Origin of the sequence: Mycolicibacterium novocastrense, from assembly GCF_001499835.1 — a bacterium.
GTDB lineage: Bacteria > Actinomycetota > Actinomycetes > Mycobacteriales > Mycobacteriaceae > Mycobacterium > Mycobacterium novocastrense.
The window spans coordinates 140,560-163,026 of sequence record NZ_LQIH01000034.1 but is presented as its reverse complement, the minus strand read 5'-3'; the positions used below and the strand labels follow the sequence as shown (position 1 = coordinate 163,026).

The following is a 22,467-nucleotide window of genomic DNA, read 5'->3' as shown; positions in this document are numbered from 1 at the left end:
CTCTACGACACGCCGCGAATTCCCGGCCCTTTGCGGTCACTCACACCAGGGCGAGGGCCCGCAAACTGCCGCTAGGCGTTGGCGCCGTGCCTGCCCGCACCGGCCGCGAAACGGGCTGCCCCCTCAAGGGATTCGGCGGCGACGCGCGACATGCTGCCGAACTCGAAGTCCATCGCCTCGGGCTCCGAGCGGCCCCACTGGTTGAGAGCCGACAGGCGATCCGCGCGCATGCACTGCTGCGGCAGCGCGGCCAGTTCCGCGGCGAGTTCCTCGGCCCGCTGACGCGCTTCGCCCGTGGGCACCACCCGGTTGGCCAGACCCATCGCAAGGGCTTCGGTGGCATCGACGGCGCGACCGGTGAGGATGAGGTCCATCGCCCGGCTGTGCCCGATCAACCGCGGCAACCGAACGGTTCCACCATCGATGAGCGGCACCCCCCAGCGCCGGCAGAACACCCCCATGATCGCGTCCTCTTCGACGACCCGCAGATCGCACCACAACGCCAATTCCAGACCGCCGGCCACGGCGTAGCCGCTGACTGCCGCGATCACCGGTTTGGACAACACCATTCGACTGGGTCCCATCGGGCCGGGACCGGTGCGATGCACCGGGTTGGCATCGGGCGTCCCGAACGCCTTCAGATCCGCTCCGGCGCAGAATGTCCCGTTGTCGCCCCACAACACCGCGACGGCGGCCGACTCGTCCTTGTCGAACTCGTCGAAGGCGGCGTACAACCCCGCGGCGGCCGGGCCGTTGACGGCGTTGCGCGCCTCCGGACGATTCATGATCACCGTCGTCACGGCACCGTTCCTCTCGACCCGCACTCCGCCCGTCATCTCGCCTCCATCAATTGGTCACGTCGCGTCTGCGACAATCCGGTGCTGTCGCGCCGCGCAGACAACTCCGCGGCGAAGTCGTTGTAGGCCTGGCGAAGCGCGGTGCCCGGCCAGTCGTCGGGCAGCAGTTCCTCCGGCAGCACCGGATCGGTGAGCAGGTGGCGCACAATGGCGGCCGCTGCGACGAACCGATCGGGAACGTCTGGCGCCGAACCGATTTCGTCGAGCAACAACCGGCCCTCCCGGGCCCACGCCGACAGGTCCCACAGCAGGGAGACCAACGAGGCGGGTTCGGCGTCACGGGAAGCCAGCACCCGCACCCGCTGCAACACCTCGGGCGGCAACGCCGCGTCCAGGTTGTCCGGTCGAAGCCACACCCCCTCGCGCAGTTCGGCGAACCGGTTGTTCTGCAAGGTGTTTCTCAACCCGGCCCGCGAGCGGGGGTCGGAGCCGACGCTGGTGATCACCACCGTGGTCCAGTCGCCCCGCCACGGCCGCAGCCGGGGATTGATGGCCTCGTCCTGCCGTCGCTGCCGTGCCAGCAAGCGGTCGGACAACCGGTAGCCGTCCTCGGAACGAACCAGGTCACCGGCGCCGACCATCCGGGTCAGAGCGACCCGCACCGTCGACTCCCTGAGGCCGAAATCGGCTGTCAGCTTGATCAGTTCGCTCGCGGTTGCCCACGCCGGGTGCGCCCCGAGCAGGACGCTCAGCACGACGGATCGGGCCGTCATCCGCGAGAGCGACTTCGCCATCAGACCTCTGACGCCCTGCGGCCGTGATCGCCGAACGGTTCGTCACGTTGGCGGACCGCTTCCCGGAATCCGTGTTCGCGCGACTGCGCGACGAATGCGTGCCCCTCGGGTGTGTGGCGGGCGATGCCGTCGAACACGGTCGAGACCATCGCGCTGTTGGCCGTCCCCTGTGAATACAGCGCGGAGTTCATCGCTAGCTTGACCATGATCAGCTGGTTGATCGGCACGCGGGCGATCCGCTCCACCAGTCGTTCCGTGCGCGCGTCCAGGTCCTCGGGTGACGGCGCCTCGACCGCCAGGCCCCACTCGGCGGCCTGTGCGCCGGTGATCGAATCACCGGTCAGCAGAAGGCGTTTGGCACGCTGATCACCGAGGCGGTGTGCCCACATCCCGGCGGCGGGCACCCCCCACACGCGGGTCGGCGGGTAGCCGATCTTGGCGTCCGAGGCGGCGATCACCTGATCGGCGTGCAGTGCGATGTCGGTGCCGCCGGCCACGCAGTACCCGTGGATCTTCACCACTGTCGGCTTGTCGCAGTGCATCAGGCTAGAGAAGCCGCGGACGAACCGGCTCATCATCTGGTAGTCGACCATCGGATCCCACGGCTGATTCGGCAGGTGGTTGACAGCCTGCGTCCTGCCCGACAGCACGGTGTCGCGATAGGGGCTGCCGCCACCGGCCGATGACGACCCCTCGGCGTAGGCGGACAGATCGAATCCGGCGCAGAACCCTTCGCCCCGACCGGAAACCAGGATCACGTGCACGTTCGGGTCGAGGTCGGCACGTTCGACGAGCGCGGACAATTCCAGCGGCGTGTCCGCGACGATGGCGTTGCCCTTCTCCGGCCGGTTGAACGTGATGCGGGCCACCCGGTCGGTGACCTCGTAGGTCATCGTTGTCAGGTTGTCGAAGTCGACCGGCCTGATCGCGTGGGTCATCCGTTGTCGGTCCTGCCCGCGTCCGGAGCCTTGACCAACGCGCGTTCGATGATCGGCGCGAGATCGAGTCCGGTGGGCAGGGTTCCGAACGCGCCGCCCCAGGCGCCGCCCATGCGGGTGGCCAGGAACGCCTCGGCGACGGCGGGATGCCCGTGGCGCACCAGCAGCGAACCCTGCAGCGCGAGGCTGATGTCCTCGGCGACCTTGCGGGCGCGGTACTGGATGGTCTCGAGGTCACCCAGGCTCAGTCGCAACGCCTCCACAAACGCATCCAGTCGCGCATCTACACCCGCGGTCCGAGCGAGTTCGTCGAACAGCACGTCGACGCACTCGGGGCGAGTCGCCATGGCCCGCAACGTGTCCAACGCGCTGACGTTGCCCGACCCCTCCCAGATGCCCATCAGCGGCGCTTCCCGATACAGCCGCGGCATGCCCGACTCCTCGACATAGCCGTTGCCGCCCAGGCACTCCATCGCCTCGGCCGCGTGCGGGGTGGCACGTTTGCACACCCAGTACTTACCGGCCGCCAGGCCGATGCGCCGCAGCAAGGTCTCGCGGGCGTCGCCGCGCACTGCGGCATCGGTCGCGCCGGCCATGCGCATAGCCAGGATCGTGGCCGCCTCGGCCTCGACCGCGAGGTCGGCCAGCACGTTGCGCATCAGCGGCTGATCGATCAGGTACTCGCCGAACGCCTTTCGGTGCTGGGTGTGATGGATGGCGCGCGCCAGTCCGTTGCGCATGCTGGTCGCGCTGCCGAGGGTGCAGTCCAGACGCGTCAGGTTGACCATCTCGATGATGGTCGGGACGCCGCGGCCCTCTTCGCCGACGAGCCACGCGACGGCGCCGTCGTATTCCACCTCGGAGGACGCGTTGGCGTGATTGCCGAGCTTGTCTTTCAGCCGCTGCAGAAACATCCGGTTGCGGCTGCCGTCGGGCAGGACCCGCGGCAACAAGAAACACGAGAGCCCCCCGGGCGCCTGCGCGAGCACCAGGAAGATGTCGCACATCGGCGCCGAGGTGAACCACTTGTGCCCACGCAGTGAGTAACTGCCGTCGCCGTTGGGGGTCGCCTCGGTGGTGCCCGCGCGCACATCGGACCCACCCTGCTTCTCGGTCATCGACATGCCCGCGGTGATGCCGGCCTTGGTGGTGGGCACCTTCAGCTCGGGGTCGTACTCGCGACTAACGAGCAGCGGCTCGTACACCGCCGCCAGTTCGGGGTTGTGCCGCAGTGCCGGCACCACGGCGTAGGTCATCGAGATCGGGCAGATGTGACCGGGTTCGGGGGTCCACACCGAGGTCTTGGCCGCGCGCACGACGTGGGCGCCGGGCCGGTCGTCAGCCCACGGCGCGGCATGCAGGCCGTGCTTGATGGCCACCGTCATCAGCGAGTGGTAGGCGGGGTCGTACTCGACCTCGTCGACGCGGTGGCCGTAGCGGTCGTGAGTGCGCAGGATCGGCTGGTTGCGGTCGGCCAGCTCGCCCCACCGCTGGGCCTGCCGCGAGCCCGACAGCGCGCCCAACTCGGTGACCTCGTCGAGGCCCCATTCACCGCCCTCGCGGATCAGCGCCTCGGTGAGTACGGGCGAGGTCGCCGGGTTGTAGTCCTCCAGCGGCGGGACCTGGTTGGTGACGACATGGGTATCGGCCATGAGACCACTATTACACTTTCACGAACAGCTGCACAATAGTCGTAACAACAGCCGCGGAAGGGGTCAGCGGCTGTCGACCTCTGCGACGACGTCCCGCCGGCGCGGCTCAGGTTCGTCAACGGGTTCCGGCTCGGCGACAGGCTGGGACTCGACCGCGGGGCTCGACTCGGTCGCTACCGCGGGATCGTCCCGCCGGTCGTAGAGCGGAACCATCTCGCCCGCGCGGTCCGCCGAGCGCGCCGCCCTCCCCCGCCGCCACCCCTGGTAGCGGTGGAGGACGACGATGACCGCGGCCGCCAGGGCCCAGCCGAGCAGGATGTCGATGACGTAGTGCTCGGCGGTGTACACCAGCGTGAAGGCCATCAGGAGCACATAGGCCACGAGCAGTGGGCGCCACGCTCCGTGCACGCGACGCCACAGGAAGGCCGCGACCGCCGCGGTCATCCCGGCGTGCAGGGAGGGTATCGCCGCCACCAGGTTGACGCTGGCCTGCCCCGCATCGAGCAGCGCGCTGGCGGTGTGCATGTTCAGATTGCCCCAGCCGCGGCCGACAATCCGCTCGATCCACGGGTTCGCCCCGTCATGGCTGGATTGCATCGCCCCGAGCACACCGCCGTCGGGCACTCCGCGCGCCGAGCGGAACATGCAGCGCGCGTAGGCCGGTCCACCTTCGACGTCGTCCGGGGTGCAGCGAGCCGCGGCCCACGGCGGCGCGGCAGGCACCAGGGCGTAGATGACCAAGCCCGCGAAGTTCAAGCCGACGAACAGACGCACGAACGCCTTCCACTCCGCGCGGTCACGCAGCCACAGCACCCCGGCCACCGCGTACGGCAGGATGAAAAACGACATGTAAACGCAGCTCAGGACCACCTCCCACCACGGCGGATGTCCCTGTTTGAGCTGCTCCTGAAGCCATACGGTCGGCACGGTGCCGAAGAAGAGCCAACGATCGGCCTCAACGGGCCACTCCCACAGCGTCGGGCGCCCGATCATGTCGGCGGCGCCACGGCTCAGGTCGTAGGCGATCAATATCAACGCGAAGGGAAGCCAGTCGCGGATGACGTAGAGCATGCGGCGGACCTGACCGATGCTCGCGGCCAGCAGACCGGTGGCGATGTAGAGCAGCACGAGCTCGCGGTTGAACGCAAAACCTTCGGTGACCGTGCGAAACACGATGACGGCAGCCCATATCGCGACGGCGGTCCGGCGCACGTACTTGAGCCGGCGTTCCCGCGTCTGGGCTGCCTCGGGGGAGCGCTGCGACGCAACTGACGACTCGTCGACCGCAGACACTCCGTTGAATCTAGTTCACCCCGCAGTTGCCGAGCGTTCGACTGCGGTTCGGTTATCAGGTCGTGATGTGCTCGCGCAGGAAGGCGATGTCGTCTTTGCGGCCCTCGTCTGCGGTTTCGCAGATGACGGGTGCGCCGGCGGCCTGCACCACCGCGACCAGCAGCTGAGGATCGATCTGGCCGGTGCCGAAGTTGGCGTGCCGGTCGGCGCCCGAACCGGCGGCGTCGCGTGAGTCGTTGCAGTGCACCAGGTCGATGCGCCCGGTGATGGCCTTGATCCGGTCGACGGCGTCGATCAGCTTCTCCCCCGCGGCCCACGCGTGGCAGGTGTCCAGGCAGAAGCCGATGCCCTTGTCGCCGATGTGGTCCCACAACCGGGCGATGACGTCGAAATGGCGGGCCATCGCGTGGTCGCCGCCCGCGGTGTTCTCCAGGTAGACGGGCACATCGGTTTCGAGATAGTCCAGCGCCTTGACCCAGCGTTCGAAGCCGGCTTCCCAGTCCTTGTCGTCGGCGTGCCCACCGTGCACGATGACCGCCGTCGCGCTGATCTCCGAGGCGGCGTCACAGGTGTCCTGCAGGATCTTGCGCGACGGGATTCGCACCCGGTTGTTGGCCGATGCGACGTTGATCAGATACGGCGCATGCACGTACAGCGGGACGCTCGAAGCCTTGAGTACATCGGCGTCCTCGCGCGGTTTGGGTTTCTTCCAGCTCTGCGGATTGCCGAGGAAGAACTGCACCACGTCGGCACCGTCTGCCTCCGCGGCGGCCAGGGGGTCGTCACCGTGGACGTGCGAACCGATCAGCACGACGCCCAGTCTAGGCAGGGCCACCGACATGGCCACCGCACCGGCCCACGGTCACGGCACTCGATCGCACCACTTGCGTTCGCCGCATGCGTGAGGGCGCCGCCTAGGCTCGGAGCGTGGGATCTGGAAGCGACCCGTCTCCGTTCTCGTCGTTGTCCGACGCGGTCACCTCCGCCCGTTCGACTCTGCAACGACGCGCCTTTTCGATGTTGTCTCGTGCGCCCCGGCCGGTGCGGCAGGCGGGCCGGCTGATCGTCCGAACCGTCAACGACACGCTCCGAGACCGCGTGCCCGGTCTGGCGGCCGAGGTCGCGCTGTTCTCCTTGATCTCGCTGCCATCGCTCCTGATCGCGGTGCTCGGCTCGCTCGGTTTCATCGCCGAAGCGCTCGGCCCTGAAGGCACGGCGCGACTGCATCGGCTGCTGCTCGAGGTGCCCAGCTCCTTCCTTGCCGAGCGGACCTTCGAGTCATACCGTCGCATGGTCGAGGCCGGGCTCACGCAATCGCGTGGAAGCGTGGTCTCCATCGGAATCGTGCTCAGCCTGTGGTCGGGTTCGCGGGCGGTGAACCGGTACCTGGAGACAATCACCATCGCCTACGGTGTCGAGCCCCGGCCTGCCTGGCGACGACGGCTGCTGGCGTTGGGGCTGACCGCGGGCGGACTCCTCGGTGCCGTGGCGATTCTGCCGCCGCTCGTCCTCGGGCCCGACCTGGTGGCGTGGGTGACGCCCGACCCGTTGACCGAAAGCACCTTGCGCGCACTAGATCTGCTGTTCTGGCCCGGGGTGGCGCTGCTGATCCTGGTCGGATTGGTCACGCTGTATCACCTCGGTGTGCCCTGGCGACTGCCGTGGCGCCGCGACATTCCGGGGGCGGTGTTGGCGATGGTGCTGTGGTTGGTGGCATCGGCGGGGCTGCGCGCCTATCTGTCGGTGAGCGCACGTGACGACGCCGTGTACAGCCAGCTCGCCGTGCCGATCGCCGTCGTCGGGTGGCTTTACATCACGGCCTTCGCGGTGTTGCTGGGTGCGGAGTTCAACGCCGAGATCGAAAAGATGTGGCCGCATGAGAAGCATCCGTGGCGGCTGCGTCGGCGTCGGCGGGCCAGCCAGGACCGCCCCACCCCGCCTACACGTTCCGTCAGGTCCGGACGGTCAGCAGCAAGATCAGGTACGCCGCGTAGGCCGCAACCATCAGCGCGCCTTCGACGCGGGTGACGCGCCGACCCGAGATGAAGATCGGGATACAGAGCAACGCGACCGCCACCATGACCGGCAGGTCGATGGTCACCAGGCTGGACGGCAGGTTCAGCCCCTGAGCCGGCACCAAACAGGTCACGCCGAGGATGAGCAGAATGTTGTAGATGCTGCTGCCGATCAGGTTTCCGATCGCGATGTCGCGGTCGCCGCGGATGGTGGAGATGATGGTGGTCACCAACTCCGGCGCCGACGTGCCGATCGCGACGATGGTCAGACCGATCAGAGCGTCGGACACCCCGAACTGTCTGGCCATCCCGACCGCACCGTCGACAAGCCAGTCGGCTCCCAGCACGACGACGGCGATACCGCCCAGCGTCATCGCGACGTTGATCGAGGTGCGGTGCCCCTTGGTGGCCACCGCGCCCACCTCTTCGGTGGCGTACTCAGCGACCAGCTCGGCTGCGAATTCCTCGACGACAGCGTGGGATTCGCGACGTGCCGACCAGATCACCGCGACGGTGTAGACGAACGCGCCGCCGACCAGGATGGCGCCGTCCAGACGCGTCAGCACACCGTCGGCCGCCAGCGTCCACAGCAGCAGCGCCGCGGCGGCCATGATCGGAAGTTCGAAACGGATGGTGCGCGACTGCAATGTCAACGGCACCAGCACGGCGCTCAGACCGAGGATGAGCAGGACGTTGACCACATTGGTGCCCGCGATGTTGCCGACCGCCAGCGCGCCGCTGCCCTCCCCGGCGGCCACCACACCGACCGCCAGTTCGGGCATGCTGGTGCCGATCGACACGATGGTCAGCCCGATGACGATCGGGCTGATTCCCAGTCGCACAGCGACTTCCGCGCCACCGCGGACCATGACCTCGGCGCCGACGATCAACGCGCCCAGTCCGAACAGGAACCACGCGGCGTTCGCCAGCATCAGATCCTCACCGCCGAGTGTGGGCTCGTGTCACGCACAGACCGCGCAGGACGTGCGGGTAACCCACGTTCGGCGCAACCCTCGAGGCACGAAAAAGCCCCCGGGTCGAAACCCGGAGGCCTTTCCGTGGACTGTTAGCGGTAATCGCTGTAGCCGTAATCGTCCAACGGCACCGCGGCACCGGTGGCCTGGCCGAAGTCCGGGCTGTAGTACTGATCCTCGTACGACGGGATCGTGTACGCCGCAGCGCGGGCTTCTTCGGTCGGCTGCACCTGGATGTTGCGGTAGCGGTTGATACCGGTACCGGCCGGGATCAGCTTGCCGATGATCACGTTCTCCTTCAGACCCTGCAGCTTGTCGCTGCGGCAGTTGATCGCCGCATCGGTGAGCACGCGGGTGGTCTCCTGGAACGACGCCGCCGACAGCCACGAGTCGGTGGCCAGCGACGCCTTCGTGATACCCATCAGCACCGGACGACCGGCCGCGGGCTCGCCGCCCTCGGCGACCACCCGACGGTTCTCGGTCTCGAACTCGCCGCGCTCGGTCAGCGAGCCGGGCAGGAACTCCGTCGAGCCCGAGTCGATGATCGTGACGCGACGCAGCATCTGCCGGACGATGACCTCGATGTGCTTGTCGTGGATCGACACGCCCTGAGCGCGGTAGACCTCCTGGACCTCCTTGACGAGGTGGATCTGCACCTCGCGGGGGCCCTGGACACGAAGCACCTCGTGCGGGTCGGCCGCACCTTCCATCAGCTGCTGGCCCACCTCGACGTGGTCGCCGTCGGCGAGCAGACGCTCGGTGCCGTCGTCGTGCTTGAACACCTTCAGGCGCTGACGACGAGAGAGCTTGTCGTACACCACTTCTTCGCCACCATCATCGGGGATGATGGTGATCTTGTAGAAGCGCTCGCCCTCTTCGAGCTGCACCCGGCCGGTGACGTCGGCGATCGGCGCCTTGTTCCGCGGGATGCGGGCCTCGAACAGCTCCTGCACACGGGGCAGACCACCGGTGATGTCCTCACCCACGCCGCCCTGGTGGAACGTGCGCATGGTCAGCTGCGTGCCGGGCTCACCGATGGACTGCGCGGCGACGATGCCGACGGCCTCGCCGATGTCGACGAGCTTGCCCGTGGCCATCGAGCGGCCGTAGCACATCGCGCACACGCCGGTGCCCGTGGCGCAGGTCAGCACGGAGCGGACCTTCACCTCGGTGATGCCGGCGGCCAGCAGTGCCTCGATCGCCGGATCGCCCAGGTCGTGGCCGCGCTCGACGACGACGTTGCCGTCCTTGTCGACCGCATCGGTGGCCAGCGTCCGGGCATAGGCCGACGTCTCGATGTGCTGATCGCGCACCAACGCGTCGCCCTGTAGCTCGGCCAGCGTGACATTGATGCCGCGCTCGGTCTCACAGTCGGTCTCGCGCACGATGACGTCCTGCGAAACGTCGACCAGACGGCGGGTCAGGTAACCCGAGTCTGCGGTACGAAGAGCGGTGTCCGCCAGACCCTTTCGGGCGCCGTGGGTGTTGATGAAGTACTCCAGCACCGTCAGGCCCTCACGGAACGAGGACTTGATCGGACGCGGGATGAACTCACCCTTCGGGTTGGTCACCAGACCCTTCATGCCGGCCAGCGTCCTGGTCTGCGTGAAGTTACCCGTGGCACCCGAGTCGACGATCGTGATGATCGGGTTGTCCTTCGGGTAGTGCGCCCGCAGCGCCTCGCCGACCTCTTCGGTGGCGTCCTGCCAGATCTTGACCAGTGCGTCGTTGCGCTCGTCGTGGTTGAGAGCACCGCGCTGGTACTTCTTCTCGATCTGGTCGGCTTCCTTCTCGTAGCGGTCCAGGATCTCCTGCTTCTGCGGCGGCACCAACACGTCGGCCATCGACACGGTGACACCCGAACGGGTGGCCCAGTAGAAGCCGGCGTCCTTGAGCTTGTCGACGGTCTGCGCGACCACGATCATCGGGTAGCGCTCGGCGAGATCGTTGACGATCCGCGCCTGGACCTTCTTGTGCATCTGCTCGTTGACGAACGGATAACCGTGCGGCAGAAGCTCGTTGAACATCACCCGACCCAGAGTGGTCTCCGCGGTCCAGGCGTCACCGGGCTTCCAGCCCTCCGGGAACAGCTCGGCTTCCAGATCGGCGGACGGACGCAGCTGCGTCAACCGCACGCGGATCTTGGCCCGCACCGACAGCGCACCGCGGTCCATCGCCATGATCGCCTCGGCGGGCGAGCTGTACACACCGGTCTCCGCCTGATCCTTGGCGGCCGGCGTGTACTGACCGGTGTCGCCCTCGATCATCGTCGTCAGGTAGTACAGGCCGGTCACCATGTCCAGACGCGGCATGGCCAACGGCCGACCCGACGCCGGGGACAGGATGTTGTTCGACGACAGCATCAGGATGCGCGCCTCGGCCTGCGCCTCCGCACTCAGCGGCAGGTGCACGGCCATCTGGTCGCCGTCGAAGTCGGCGTTGAACGCCTCGCACACCAGCGGGTGCAGCTGAATGGCCTTGCCCTCCACCAACTGCGGCTCGAACGCCTGGATACCGAGGCGGTGCAGCGTCGGTGCGCGGTTCAGCAGCACCGGGTGCTCGGCGATGACCTCTTCGAGGACATCCCACACCTGCGGACGCTGACGCTCGACCATGCGCTTGGCGCTCTTGATGTTCTGCGCGTGGTTCAGGTCCACCAGACGCTTCATCACGAACGGCTTGAACAGCTCGAGAGCCATCAGCTTGGGCAGACCGCACTGGTGCAGCTTGAGCTGCGGGCCGACCACGATGACCGAACGGCCGGAGTAGTCGACGCGCTTACCGAGCAGGTTCTGACGGAACCGACCCTGCTTGCCCTTCAACAGATCCGACAGCGACTTGAGCGGACGGTTGCCCGGTCCGGTGACCGGACGGCCGCGGCGGCCGTTGTCGAACAGCGCGTCCACCGACTCCTGAAGCATGCGCTTCTCGTTGTTGACGATGATCTCGGGCGCGCCGAGATCGATCAGTCGCTTCAACCGGTTGTTGCGGTTGATCACGCGGCGGTACAGGTCGTTGAGGTCCGACGTCGCGAACCGGCCACCGTCGAGCTGCACCATCGGGCGCAACTCCGGCGGGATCACCGGAACCGCGTCGAGCACCATGCCCATCGGCGAGTTGGAAGACTGCTGGAACGCCGCGACCACCTTGAGCCGCTTCAGTGCGCGAAGCTTCTTCTGCCCCTTGCCGCTTCGGATGACCTCGCGCAGCTCCTCGGCCTCGGCCTCGATGTCGAAGTTCTCGATGAGCTTCTTGATCGCCTCGGCACCCATCGCACCGGTGAAGTACTCGCCGTAGCGGTCCTGCAGCTCCCGGTAGAGCACCTCGTCGACGACGAGCTGCTTGGGCGCCAGCTTGGTGAAGGTGTTCCAGATCTCCTCGAGCCGGTCCAGCTCCCGCTGGGCCCGGTCGCGGATCTGGCGCATCTCGCGCTCGCCACCGTCGCGCACCTTGCGGCGCACGTCGCTCTTGGCGCCTTCCTTCTCCAGCTCGGCCAGGTCGGCCTCGAGCTTCTGGGACCGCTCGGCCAGATCGAGATCGCGCTGATCCTCGACGGCCTTGCGCTCCACGGCCATTTCGGCTTCGAGCGTGGACAGCTCGTTGTGGCGCATCTCGTCGTCGACGGCGGTGATCACGTAGGCGGCGAAGTAGATGATCTTCTCGAGATCCTTCGGGGCCAGATCGAGCAGATAGCCCAGCCGCGAGGGCACACCCTTGAAGTACCAGATGTGCGTGACGGGCGCGGCCAGCTCGATGTGGCCCATCCGCTCACGACGCACCTTGGCGCGAGTGACCTCGACGCCGCAGCGCTCACAGATGATGCCCTTGAAGCGGACGCGCTTGTACTTGCCGCAGTAGCACTCCCAGTCGCGAGTCGGTCCGAAGATCTTCTCGCAGAACAGGCCGTCCTTCTCCGGCTTCAGCGTGCGGTAGTTGATGGTCTCCGGCTTCTTGACCTCACCGAACGACCAGTTACGGATGTCGTCCGCGGTGGCAAGACCGATGCGGAGTTCATCGAAGAAGTTGACGTCTAGCACGTAACTCCCTTTCCCCTTGCGGGACTAGAAATTTAGGCCAAATCTTCTACGGACGCGGATTCGTTGCGCGACAGGTTGATTCCCAGGTTCGCCGCGGCGCGCTCCAGATCCTCGTCGTCGCCGTCGCGCATCTCGATCGCGGCGCCGTCGCTCGACAGCACCTCGACGTTGAGGCACAGCGACTGAAGTTCCTTGAGCAACACCTTGAACGACTCGGGAATGCCCGGCTCGGGGATGTTCTCGCCCTTGACGATCGCCTCGTACACCTTGACCCGGCCGACGGTGTCGTCGGACTTGATGGTCAACAGCTCCTGCAGCGTGTACGCCGCGCCGTAGGCCTGCATGGCCCAACATTCCATCTCGCCGAACCGCTGGCCACCGAACTGCGCCTTACCGCCCAGCGGCTGCTGGGTGATCATCGAGTACGGGCCGGTGGAACGGGCGTGAATCTTGTCGTCCACCAAGTGGTGCAGCTTGAGGATGTACATGTAGCCCACCGTCACCGGGTACGGGAACGGCTCGCCACTGCGACCGTCGAACAGCATCGCCTTGCCGTCCTCGTCGACGAGCGTCTCGCCGTCGCGGTTGGGCAACGTGGACCCGAGCAGACCCTGCAGCTCCGCTTCGCGAGCACCGTCGAACACCGGTGTCGAGACGATGCTTCCCGGCTCGGACTCGAGCAGCTCCTTGGGCAACGCGCTCGCCCAGTCCGGCGAACCGTTGATCTTCCAGCCGCTCTTGGCCACCCACCCGAGGTGGGTCTCCAGGATCTGACCGATGTTCATACGACGCGGCACACCGTGGGTGTTCAAGATGATGTCCACGGGGGTGCCGTCGGGCAGGAACGGCATGTCCTCGACGGGCAGGATCTTGCCGATGACGCCCTTGTTGCCGTGGCGCCCGGCCAGCTTGTCGCCGTCGGAGATCTTGCGCTTCTGCGCGACGTACACGCGAACCAACTCGTTGACCCCGGCGGGCAGCTCGTCGTCGTCCTCGCGGGAGAACACGCGGATGCCGATCACCTTGCCGGACTCACCGTGGGGCACCTTCAGCGACGTGTCGCGGACCTCGCGCGCCTTCTCACCGAAGATCGCACGCAGCAGCCGCTCCTCCGGGGTCAGCTCGGTCTCACCCTTCGGGGTGACCTTGCCGACCAGGATGTCGCCGTCGCGGACCTCGGCGCCGATGCGGACGATGCCGCGCTCGTCGAGATCGGCCAGCACCTCATCGGAGACGTTCGGGATGTCCCGGGTGATCTCCTCGGCGCCCAGCTTGGTGTCGCGGGCATCGATCTCGTGCTCCTCGATGTGAATCGAGGTGAGCACGTCCTCCTCCACCAGGCGGTTGGAGAGGATGATCGCGTCCTCGTAGTTGTGCCCCTCCCACGGCATGATCGCCACGAGCAGGTTCTTGCCCAGCGCCATCTCACCGTTTTCGGTGCACGGCCCGTCGGCGATGACCTGACCGGCCTCGACCCGCTGGCCGGCGTCCACGATCGGGCGCTGGTTGGCGCAGGTGCCGTGGTTCGAGCGCGCGAACTTGCGCATCCGGTAGGTGTGCCGGGTGCCGTCGTCCGCCATCACGGTGACGTAGTCGGCCGAGACCTCCTCGATCACGCCGGCCTTGTCGGCGACGACGACGTCACCGGCGTCGATCGCGGCACGCAACTCCATACCGGTGCCGACCAGCGGGGCCTCGCTGCGCACCAGCGGAACCGCCTGGCGCTGCATGTTGGCACCCATCAGGGCGCGGTTGGCGTCGTCGTGCTCGAGGAACGGGATCATGGCCGTCGCGACCGACACCATCTGGCGCGGCGAGACGTCCATGTAGTCCACCTCGCTCGACGAGATCTGCTCGACCTCGCCGCCCTTGCGGCGGACCAGGACGCGCTCCTCCAGGAAGCGGCCGTTGTCATCGATCGGCGAGTTGGCCTGCGCCACGACGTGGCGGTCCTCCTCGTCGGCGGTCAGGTACTCGATGTCGTCGGTGACAACACCGTCCTTGACCTTGCGGTACGGCGTCTCGATGAAGCCGAACGGGTTGACCCGCGCGTACACCGACAGCGAGCCGATCAGGCCGATGTTCGGACCCTCCGGGGTCTCGATCGGGCACATGCGGCCGTAGTGCGACGCGTGCACGTCGCGGACCTCGAGGCCGGCGCGCTCACGGGACAGACCGCCGGGGCCCAGCGCCGACAGGCGGCGCTTGTGGGTCAGGCCCGAGAGCGGGTTGTTCTGGTCCATGAACTGCGACAGCTGGCTGGTGCCGAAGAACTCCTTGATCGCCGCCACGACGGGACGGATGTTGATCAGGGTCTGCGGCGTGATCGCCTCGACGTCCTGAGTGGTCATGCGCTCACGCACGACGCGCTCCATGCGCGACAGGCCCACCCGGATCTGGTTCTGGATCAGCTCGCCGACGGTGCGCAGACGACGGTTGCCGAAGTGGTCGATGTCATCGACCTCGACGGGAACCTCGACACCACCCGGGACGGTCATCGTCTTGTCGCCCTGATGCAGCCGCACCAGGTACTCGATGGTGGCGACGACGTCCTCTTCGGTCAGCGTGGTCGAAGTGGTCTGCGCCGGGTTCTCGGTGATGCCCAGCTTCTTGTTGACCTTGTAGCGACCGACGCGGGCCAGGTCGTAGCGCTTCTCCTTGAAGAACAGGTTCTCCAGCAGGGTCTGCGCGGACTCCTTGGTCGGCGGCTCGCCCGGGCGCAGCTTGCGGTAGATGTCCAGCAGCGCCTCGTCGGTTCCGGCGGTGTTGTCCTTCTCCAGCGTGCTCATCATGATCTCGGAGAAGCCGAACCGCTCGGTGATCTGCTCGTTGGTCCACCCGAGCGCCTTGAGCAGCACGGTGACCGGCTGACGACGCTTGCGGTCGATGCGCACGCCGACGGTGTCGCGCTTGTCGACGTCGAACTCCAGCCACGCGCCGCGGCCAGGGATCACCTTGACGCTGTGCAGCGTCTTCTCGGTGGACTTGTCGATGCTCTCGTCGAAGTAGACGCCCGGCGACCGGACCAGCTGGCTCACCACGACACGCTCGGTGCCGTTGATGATGAACGTGCCCTTCTCGGTCATCATCGGGAAGTCGCCCATGAAGACCGTCTGGCTCTTGATCTCACCGGTGTTGTTGTTGATGAACTCGGCCGTGACGAACAGCGGAGCCGCGTACGTCATGTCCTTGTCTTTGCACTCGTCGACGGGGGCCTTGACCTCGTCGAAGCGCGGATCGGAGAAGGACAGCGACATCGAGCCGGAGAAGTCCTCGATCGGGCTCAGCTCGGAAAGCACCTCTTCGAGGCCACCAACGGGGTTTTCCTCGCCGCGCTCCTTGGCCTTTTCACGCCAGGCGTCGGAGCCGATCAGCCATTCGAAAGACTCGGTTTGAACGTCGAGAAGCCCGGGAACCTCGAGGGGCTCACGGAGCTTTGCAAAGGAAATTCGGTTTGGTGCTCCTGGGACGGAGTTTTTAGTAGCTTCTGCTGTCTTGCTTGGGCGGGACCCTGCCAAGATGCATCCTTCCAGCACCTCATGCGACTATCGTGCCGGTAGACCACCGGTCCGTTTCGTCGCGATATCTGCGTCGGTTCGGCTGGCCACTCACGACCACAAACTTCCCGAACGCACGGCACGCGACTAGATCACTGAGCTGGGCTCAGGCTAGGACATCGGTGTCAGGTGCGGGTTTAGGTGGGCAGGATGCAGCCAGCGCAACGTCCAACAGTACCGCAGGACGGCGTATTCCTCAACATCCGCAGAACATCCACAACCCAACCGCATGTATGGCACGCATCGGGGCGCTGGCTGGCGACTCGATCCTTCTCATCCGTCCATACATTGCTGCAGAACAGATTGGCCCCTCTACGGCTTCCCGTCAAGAGATAACACGCGTTGTTGTGGAGTTTTGCGTCAGGCGGCGATCGTGTTGCTGCAGTGTCCGGACCCGGCCGAGCCGACCGATTCGCGCACACACACCGGGTCCATGGCGAACAACCCGTCGGCCAACGGCATGAACGGCTTCAGGAAGTTCAGCAGGTACGGCTTGGTCAACGTATTGGGCAGTGCGACGACGGTGGCCTGCCCGGCCGGGGTGTCGAAGCGGAACTGCTCGCCGCGCTCGAGGTAGATACCCGTCTTCCGGTCACCGGCGAACATGTCGTTGACCCAGCCAACCATCAGTATCTGCGCGGCGGCGGCGTTCTCGGGCCGCGAGAAGCCGGCCACCAGCTCCTGGGCGAACTGGATGAGCGGATTGCCGCCCCGCATGGCGTCGACGTGTGAGCCGTTGACCAATGTGACGCCGATGAACCCGGTCGGTCGCGCGGCGGCCAGAGCGTCGAGGCCGGCGCCGAAGTTGTTCCACATGTAGACCGGTGCGGCGAGCTGGTAGATCGGGACGTCGACGGGGACCTTCCTCAGCGATTCCGTCATCCGCGCCGGGTCGCCCAGCGCCACGCCGTCGAGCAGCACGACCCCGGCCAGCCTGTCGATGCGCTCGTCGTCGGCCAGGTAGCCGGCGATCCCCGACACCGCGCCGCCGCCGAGCGAGTGGCCCATCAGCACGACGCGGTCGGGGATGTCCCCTGCGTACCCGGCGGCTCGCGCACTGTCCTCCAGCGCGGTGTTTCCGTCGTCGAACAGTCCCGCCATCGCCTCGTGCATCGGCGCCCCGCCGAGCCAGCATCCGTCGACGGCAAAGAAGTTGGAGCTGATCGACGGTGCGACCACGATGCTCTGGGTCCGCTCGGCCAACGCGGCGGCGGTGTGGCTGTACCACGGGCCGCTGGCCAAAAAGCCGTGCTGCAGGTAGATCAGGCGCTCGGGCGGCTCGCCGGTTGCCGTCTCCGGGATGTACCAGTCCGCGGGCACTTCCTTGCCTTCACCTTCTGCACAGGCGCAGTCGATCCGCAGCGTCGACGAGCGCACGCTGACCGTGCTGTTGGGCGGCAGGATCGGTGGGCCGCCCAGCAGTCGGGTCGCGACGGCGTACAGGTCGAACACGATCGTGCCGATCACCCGCAGGATGAGGGGGACCTGGGGGGCGGTCGCAGTGGTCACCCCCGGTGGCGCCGACGCGAAGGCCACCGCCTGGACACCGACTTCCTCGACGTCCTCGACGACGCTGGCGACCGGTTGTTCGAGGACCACCGCCGTGCGTTGCTCAGGGGCGGTCGGGTCGCCGGTGTCGCCTGTCTCCGCGACGAGTGCGGCCTTCTTCTCGGTCCGGTCCGGCTCGGTCCGGTCGGTGGTGTCGATGTCCGAGGTGACCGTGGGGACGTTCGCAGAGACCCGGGCCGCCGCCTGCTGGACCGTGTGGTCACGGTCGGAGTCGGACTTCGCGACGACCTCCTCGATCACCTCGGAGTCGGTCACGGGCTGTTCGACCACGGCGTCGACCACCGGTTGCTCGACCACGGCGTCGGCGCCCGCGGCGTCGTCGGTGGTCCGGGTGTCGGCGGTCTTGTCGTCCTTTGCCTGATCTGTTGCGGCGTCGGCGGCGTCCGTCGGGCTCGAAGCGGGCTTTTTCCGCTCCTCGCCACGGTCGGTGTCGCTGGTGGCCTCGGAACCCTTCGCATCCTTCGTATCGTCGGGAGCCTTCGCGCCGACGCGGGTGCGCGGGGCGTCGCCGCTCGTGCGGGTGGTGCGCGCGTTCGAGGACCGGCCACCGGTCGGGACCGAGGACTCACCGGCGACCGAATCCTTCGTGCTGTCAGCGGAATTCGACGACCCCGAGGCCGTGGACCCACCGCCATCTGACGACGAACCGTCGTCGGCGATCGCCGCACCCGCACCGGCGAGCACCGCGGCCGACAGTCCCGCGGTGACGACACCCGCTCTCACCCAGATCAGAAACCGGTCGACCATGACCTCTCCCGCTCGACGACGGGAGAAAGATAACGGGTTTGCTGGCCGCGAACCGGCCTTATCCGAAAGTTTGCGCACGCTCGGGTTGCGGGGCTACCGACGCGACCCGCTCGACGCGCACCGGGACACCAGTCAGCCGGGCCATTCCGGCCAGGCTCTCGATCTCCGCCGGATCGCTGGACATCAATCGGTTGACGTTCGCGCCGCCGGCGTCGTTGGCGATGCGCCATCCGGCCGTGCCCTTGTGTCCCCAACCGTGTGGGACCGCGATCACGCCGACGACGATGTCCTTGGTGGCGATGACCGGAATCTCGATCTGGCCATGTCGGGAGGTGATCCGCACGGTGTCACCGTCGGCGATGTCGGCGGCGGCCGCGTCGTCGACGTGCATGAGTGCCCGGTGCGAACGCTCACCGCGCATCAGAAGCGGCGAGTTGTGCATCCACGAGTTCTCCGACCGCGCCTCGCGCATGCCGATCAGCCGCATCGGATAGTCGTCGGCGACGCGGCGGCGCGACAGCTTGTCGACTTCGGCGGCGACCTCGTCGTGACGCAGACGCACCCGGCCACCGCGGTAGACGACGATGTCGCCCAGCACACCGGCCCGCAGATGGTCCGCCAGCACCGTGCCGTGCGGATGGTTGGCGGTGAGTTTCGAGAAGCTCAAGCCGCGTCGCAGGCCGAACCGGTCGCCGCCCGCGGCCAACCGGATCACCGCATCGGCGAGCATCCGCGGGCTGAGTCGGACCCCGAACGCGGACAATGCCTTTCGCACGCCGGCGAGCACCGCCAGGCCGGGCGTCGCCCGCCACATCCTGGCCGTGAGGTCGTCGATGATCTCCCACTCCGCGCGGGCCTGGCCCACCGGCGCGACAACGGCCTCGGTGGCTTGCCGGAACGGCGTGGGTTGCAGCGTCTGGAACGGCAGCGGAAAGTCGTCGCGTTCGTACATCGACGTGGCGGGCAGTACGTAGTCGCAGTGCGCCAGCGTCTCGTTGAGATAGAGGTCGATGCCGACCAACAACTCGAGAGACTCCAACGCGGTCTCGAGTTCGTCGCCGTTGGGCACTGAAAGCACGGGGTTGCCCGCGCCGACGAACAGCGCCCTGACCTGCCCGCGTCCCGGCGTGGTGATCTCCTTGGCCATCACGCCCGCGGGTTCGGAACCGAGGACGGAGGGAAACCCGCCGATGCGCGACCGTTTGCGCGTGTAGACGGCGCGCAGCAGTGCGCCGCCGGCCTTGTTCAGCCACCGCTCCCCAGGGATACCGAGCCGGCCGAACATGCTGCCGCCGGGCACATCAAGGTTCCCTGCCACCAGGTTGACGGCGTCGAGCAGGTAAGTCGTCAGCGTTCCGTTTTCGCCGACGCTGGTGCCGACGCGACCGTAGACCGCCGCCCGTTCGGTTCCGGCCAAGTCGCGGGCCAGGGCGCGGACGGTCTCGGGGTCGATCCCGGTGCGCGCCTCGGTGACCTCGGGGCTGAACGGTGTGGCCAGCCGCTCGAGCCAGGCCGCGCCGTCGGCCCGCTCTGCGAGCCCTCGGCGGTCGGCCAGGTTCTCACCGAACATCACATGCAGCAGGGACAGCAGCAGGTAGGCGTCGCCGTCGGGGACGATGCCCAGCCACTCGAACTGCGCTGCGGTCTCGGTCCTGCGCGGGTCGATGACCAGCACGCGGCCACCGCGCGTGACGATGTCGTGCATGCGATCCCGAATCCGCGGCGCGGTGAGCACGCTGCCGTGCGAGACGACCGGGTTGGCGCCGATGACCACCAGTAAGTCCGTCCGCAGCAGGTCGGGTATCGGGAGTGCGAGCGGCGACCCGTAGAGCAACTGGCTGGCGACGAAGCGGTTGTTGACGTCCTGCGAGCCGGCGGTGAACACGTGCAGGCCGCGGCCGGGACCGCCGAGGAGCCCGAGCCCGAATCCGCCCATCAGCATGTTGAGGCCCAGAGTGTACGAGTAGCTGAACGCGCCCGGGTTACCGAAATACCAGCCGATTGCGCCCGCACCGTGCCTGCGGTGGATGACGGAGAGTCGGGCGGCGATGTCGGTCATCGCCTCGTCCCAGCCGACGGGTTCGAACCCGGAACGAGTGCGTCGCAGCGGCGTGGTCACCCGGTCGGGGTCGTTGACCACCTCGGTGAAGGCGATGCCCTTCTGGCAGGCGAATCCCGATGAGAGCGGATGGTCCTTGTCGGGGCGCAGCTCAACCAGTCGGCCGTCTTCGACGGTCGCGATCATGCCGCACAGCGGCTCGCAGATCCGGCAGAACGTCGTCCGGTGCTCGCGCGTCATCTCTCAGCGCAAGCGGTCGTCGACGTTCACATCGGGCGGCCTACTGCTGCGCGCGCGGGATGGCGCCGGTCGGTGCTTCTTCGTCGACCGTGGTGTGCCGAGCCGTCGTGGCATCCGGGAAGGCGCTGCCCGCATGGGTGTTCGAGCCTTCGAGATCGGCGCGGATGGCTTCCTGAGCCTTGGGCGGCAGGGTGTGCATGATCTCGCGCACCCGGGCCTGCCGGCGGTAGACGGCCTGGCGCTCCGGCATACCGGGCGTCGCCTGGATCTGCGGCGGCACACCCTCGATCTCCTCGACACCACCGTCATGGTGACCGGCGTCGATCATGGCCTGCTCCTCGGCCATCGTCGACTCGTCCTTCTCCTCGGACATACCGATCGGACCGATACGCCGACCGTTGAGGAACTGCCGCACCACCGGCTCGTCACTGGTCAACAGCACCTCGCGCGGACCGAACATCACCAGGTGCTTGCGGAACAGCATGCCCATGTTGTCGGGCACCGTCCGGGCGATGTTGATGTTGTGCGTCACGATCAGGATCGTGCAGTCGATCTGCGCGTTGATGTCGATCAACAACTGGCTCAGGTACGCGGTACGGACCGGGTCCAGACCCGAGTCCGGCTCGTCGCAGAGGATGATCTGCGGATCGAGCACCAGGGAGCGGGCCAGGCCGGCACGCTTGCGCATACCACCGGAGATCTCGCCGGGGAACTTGTTCTCGTCACCGGCCAGACCCACCAGCTCGAGCTTCTCCATGACGATCTGGCGGATTTCGCTTTCCTTCTTCTTGGTGTGCTCACGCAAGGGGAAAGCGGTGTTGTCGTACAGGCTCATCGAGCCGAACAGCGCGCCGTCCTGGAACATCACACCGAACAGCGTGCGGATCTCGTAAAGCTCCTTGGCGGTGCACTGAATCACGTCGGTGCCGTCGACGATGATCTTGCCGCGCTCGGGGCGCAGCAGCCCGATCAGCGACTTCAAGAACACGGATTTACCCGTACCGGAGGGGCCGAGCAGAACGCTCACCTCACCCGGCGGCAGGTCGAATGTGACGTCCTCCCAGATTCGCTGGGGGCCGAAGGACTTGGTCAGTCCCTCAATCTGGATACCAATGCCCACGCGAGATCCTTCCGCCAATAATCGTCACGCCACAGGCCTCACCGCTTGTGGCTTGAGTCACTGTAGCCTACCGCTCCTGGCCACAACACGAGTCTGGGGTTGATTGTGACCCATCGAGAAAACGACTGTGGGGCCGACCCGCTTTGCTGGATCGACCCCACAGTTGTGGTACTGCGGGCGCGGTGCTACTTGACGGTGACCGTCGCGCCCGCGGCCTCGAGCTTGGCCTTGGCGTCGTCGGCGGCAGCCTTGTCGACCTTCTCGAGCAGCGGCTTGGGAGCGCCGTCGACGAGGTCCTTGGCCTCCTTGAGACCCAGGCCCGAGACGATCTCGCGGACGACCTTGATGACGCCGATCTTCTTGTCGCCGGCACCCTCGAGGATGACGTCGAACTCAGACTGCTCCTCGGCGGCCTCGGCGGGCGCACCACCGGCGGCGGGGCCGGCAGCCGCGACGGCGACCGGGGCAGCGGCGGTGACCTCGAAGGTCTCCTCGAACTTCTTGACGAACTCGGAGAGCTCCAGCAGCGTCAGTTCCTTGAACGCGTCGAGCAGCTCGTCGGTGGACAGCTTGGCCATGAGTGGTCCTTTCTGATTCTTACTTTCAGTGCGATTTGTGGCGTGTTACCGGCGGTCAGCGCCGGTGCGGCTCCACAAACCGCGGGGATGGTGGGTG

General features: G+C 67.0%; 14 protein-coding genes. 1 reads left to right on the top strand and 13 read right to left on the bottom strand.

The genetic code is table 11. The features are described 5' to 3' along the window. Window positions 1-71 precede the first annotated feature (71 nt). From AU072_RS20555 to AU072_RS20530, 6 genes are all read right to left on the bottom strand, one after another. Complete coding sequence (locus tag AU072_RS20555; RefSeq protein WP_174523734.1) at window positions 72-836, bottom strand: crotonase/enoyl-CoA hydratase family protein; 765 nt, start codon at window positions 834-836, stop codon at window positions 72-74. Then, window positions 833-1,591 carry a PaaX family transcriptional regulator C-terminal domain-containing protein gene (locus tag AU072_RS20550; RefSeq protein WP_064415493.1) on the bottom strand — a complete coding sequence of 253 codons (759 nt, stop codon included), beginning with the start codon at window positions 1,589-1,591 and terminating at the stop codon, window positions 833-835. The genes AU072_RS20555 and AU072_RS20550 overlap by 4 nt, the downstream gene beginning before the upstream one ends. Next, on the bottom strand, window positions 1,591-2,529 hold the full coding sequence (locus tag AU072_RS20545) for a crotonase/enoyl-CoA hydratase family protein (protein ID WP_064415492.1): 939 nt from the start codon (window positions 2,527-2,529) through the stop codon (window positions 1,591-1,593). Before AU072_RS20545 ends, AU072_RS20550 begins: the two co-directional genes overlap by 1 nt. After that, window positions 2,526-4,181, bottom strand: a complete 1,656-nt coding sequence (locus AU072_RS20540; protein WP_064415491.1) for an acyl-CoA dehydrogenase family protein — start codon at window positions 4,179-4,181, stop codon at window positions 2,526-2,528. Before AU072_RS20540 ends, AU072_RS20545 begins: the two co-directional genes overlap by 4 nt. Before the next feature lie 63 nt (window positions 4,182-4,244). Next, window positions 4,245-5,474 carry a phosphatase PAP2 family protein gene (locus tag AU072_RS20535; protein ID WP_064415490.1) on the bottom strand — a complete coding sequence of 410 codons (1,230 nt, stop codon included), beginning with the start codon at window positions 5,472-5,474 and terminating at the stop codon, window positions 4,245-4,247. 55 nt (window positions 5,475-5,529) lie between these two features. Then, window positions 5,530-6,285, bottom strand: coding sequence for a deoxyribonuclease IV (locus tag AU072_RS20530; RefSeq protein WP_064415585.1), 756 nt, complete (start codon window positions 6,283-6,285; stop codon window positions 5,530-5,532). A 116-nt stretch (window positions 6,286-6,401) separates the two neighbouring features. On the opposite strand from AU072_RS20530, the gene AU072_RS20525 reads away from it, so the two are divergent. After that, window positions 6,402-7,502, top strand: a complete 1,101-nt coding sequence (locus AU072_RS20525) for a YihY/virulence factor BrkB family protein (protein ID WP_235629847.1) — start codon at window positions 6,402-6,404, stop codon at window positions 7,500-7,502. On the opposite strand, the gene AU072_RS20520 is transcribed toward AU072_RS20525, so the two are convergent. The 7 genes from AU072_RS20520 to rplL all read right to left on the bottom strand — a co-directional run bounded on the left by AU072_RS20520 (window position 7,426) and on the right by rplL (window position 22,370). Then, the gene (locus AU072_RS20520; protein ID WP_064415489.1) at window positions 7,426-8,421 is read right to left on the bottom strand and encodes a calcium/sodium antiporter; all 996 of its coding nucleotides are present in this window, start codon (window positions 8,419-8,421) and stop codon (window positions 7,426-7,428) included. The two genes, AU072_RS20525 and AU072_RS20520, sit on opposite strands and share 77 nt — an antisense overlap. Window positions 8,422-8,555: 134 nt before the next feature. Beyond that, window positions 8,556-12,500 (bottom strand): DNA-directed RNA polymerase subunit beta', encoded by a 3,945-nt coding sequence (locus AU072_RS20515; protein WP_064415488.1) that lies wholly within the window; start codon window positions 12,498-12,500, stop codon window positions 8,556-8,558. A 32-nt stretch (window positions 12,501-12,532) separates the two neighbouring features. Continuing rightward, window positions 12,533-16,036 carry a DNA-directed RNA polymerase subunit beta gene (gene rpoB / locus AU072_RS20510; RefSeq protein ID WP_064415487.1) on the bottom strand — a complete coding sequence of 1,168 codons (3,504 nt, stop codon included), beginning with the start codon at window positions 16,034-16,036 and terminating at the stop codon, window positions 12,533-12,535. Window positions 16,037-16,417: 381 nt separating this feature from the next. After that, a complete protein-coding gene (locus tag AU072_RS20505) occupies window positions 16,418-18,373 on the bottom strand; it encodes an alpha/beta hydrolase (RefSeq protein WP_064415486.1) in 1,956 nt (651 codons plus the stop codon). Window positions 18,374-18,431: 58 nt separating this feature from the next. Then, a complete protein-coding gene (locus AU072_RS20500; protein ID WP_064415485.1) occupies window positions 18,432-20,672 on the bottom strand; it encodes a molybdopterin-dependent oxidoreductase in 2,241 nt (746 codons plus the stop codon). Between the two features lie 40 nt (window positions 20,673-20,712). Then, the gene (locus tag AU072_RS20495) at window positions 20,713-21,792 is read right to left on the bottom strand and encodes an ABC transporter ATP-binding protein (RefSeq protein ID WP_064415484.1); all 1,080 of its coding nucleotides are present in this window, start codon (window positions 21,790-21,792) and stop codon (window positions 20,713-20,715) included. Window positions 21,793-21,977: 185 nt separating this feature from the next. Next, window positions 21,978-22,370 carry a 50S ribosomal protein L7/L12 gene (gene rplL, locus AU072_RS20490; protein WP_064345556.1) on the bottom strand — a complete coding sequence of 131 codons (393 nt, stop codon included), beginning with the start codon at window positions 22,368-22,370 and terminating at the stop codon, window positions 21,978-21,980. Between the last annotated feature and the right edge of the window lie 97 nt (window positions 22,371-22,467).

What these genes read in the sequence shown, in the direction of transcription:
- rplL (WP_064345556.1), bottom strand. Translation starts at nt 22,370, where the DNA reads ATGGCCAAGCTGTCCACCGACGAGCTGCTCGACGCGTTCAAGGAACTG.
- AU072_RS20500 (WP_064415485.1), bottom strand. Translation starts at nt 20,672, where the DNA reads ATGACGCGCGAGCACCGGACGACGTTCTGCCGGATCTGCGAGCCGCTG.
- AU072_RS20555 (WP_174523734.1), bottom strand. Translation starts at nt 836, where the DNA reads ATGACGGGCGGAGTGCGGGTCGAGAGGAACGGTGCCGTGACGACGGTG.
- AU072_RS20545 (WP_064415492.1), bottom strand. Translation starts at nt 2,529, where the DNA reads ATGACCCACGCGATCAGGCCGGTCGACTTCGACAACCTGACAACGATG.
- AU072_RS20520 (WP_064415489.1), bottom strand. Translation starts at nt 8,421, where the DNA reads ATGCTGGCGAACGCCGCGTGGTTCCTGTTCGGACTGGGCGCGTTGATC.
- AU072_RS20505 (WP_064415486.1), bottom strand. Translation starts at nt 18,373, where the DNA reads ATGGTCGACCGGTTTCTGATCTGGGTGAGAGCGGGTGTCGTCACCGCG.
- AU072_RS20540 (WP_064415491.1), bottom strand. Translation starts at nt 4,181, where the DNA reads ATGGCCGATACCCATGTCGTCACCAACCAGGTCCCGCCGCTGGAGGAC.
- AU072_RS20550 (WP_064415493.1), bottom strand. Translation starts at nt 1,591, where the DNA reads ATGGCGAAGTCGCTCTCGCGGATGACGGCCCGATCCGTCGTGCTGAGC.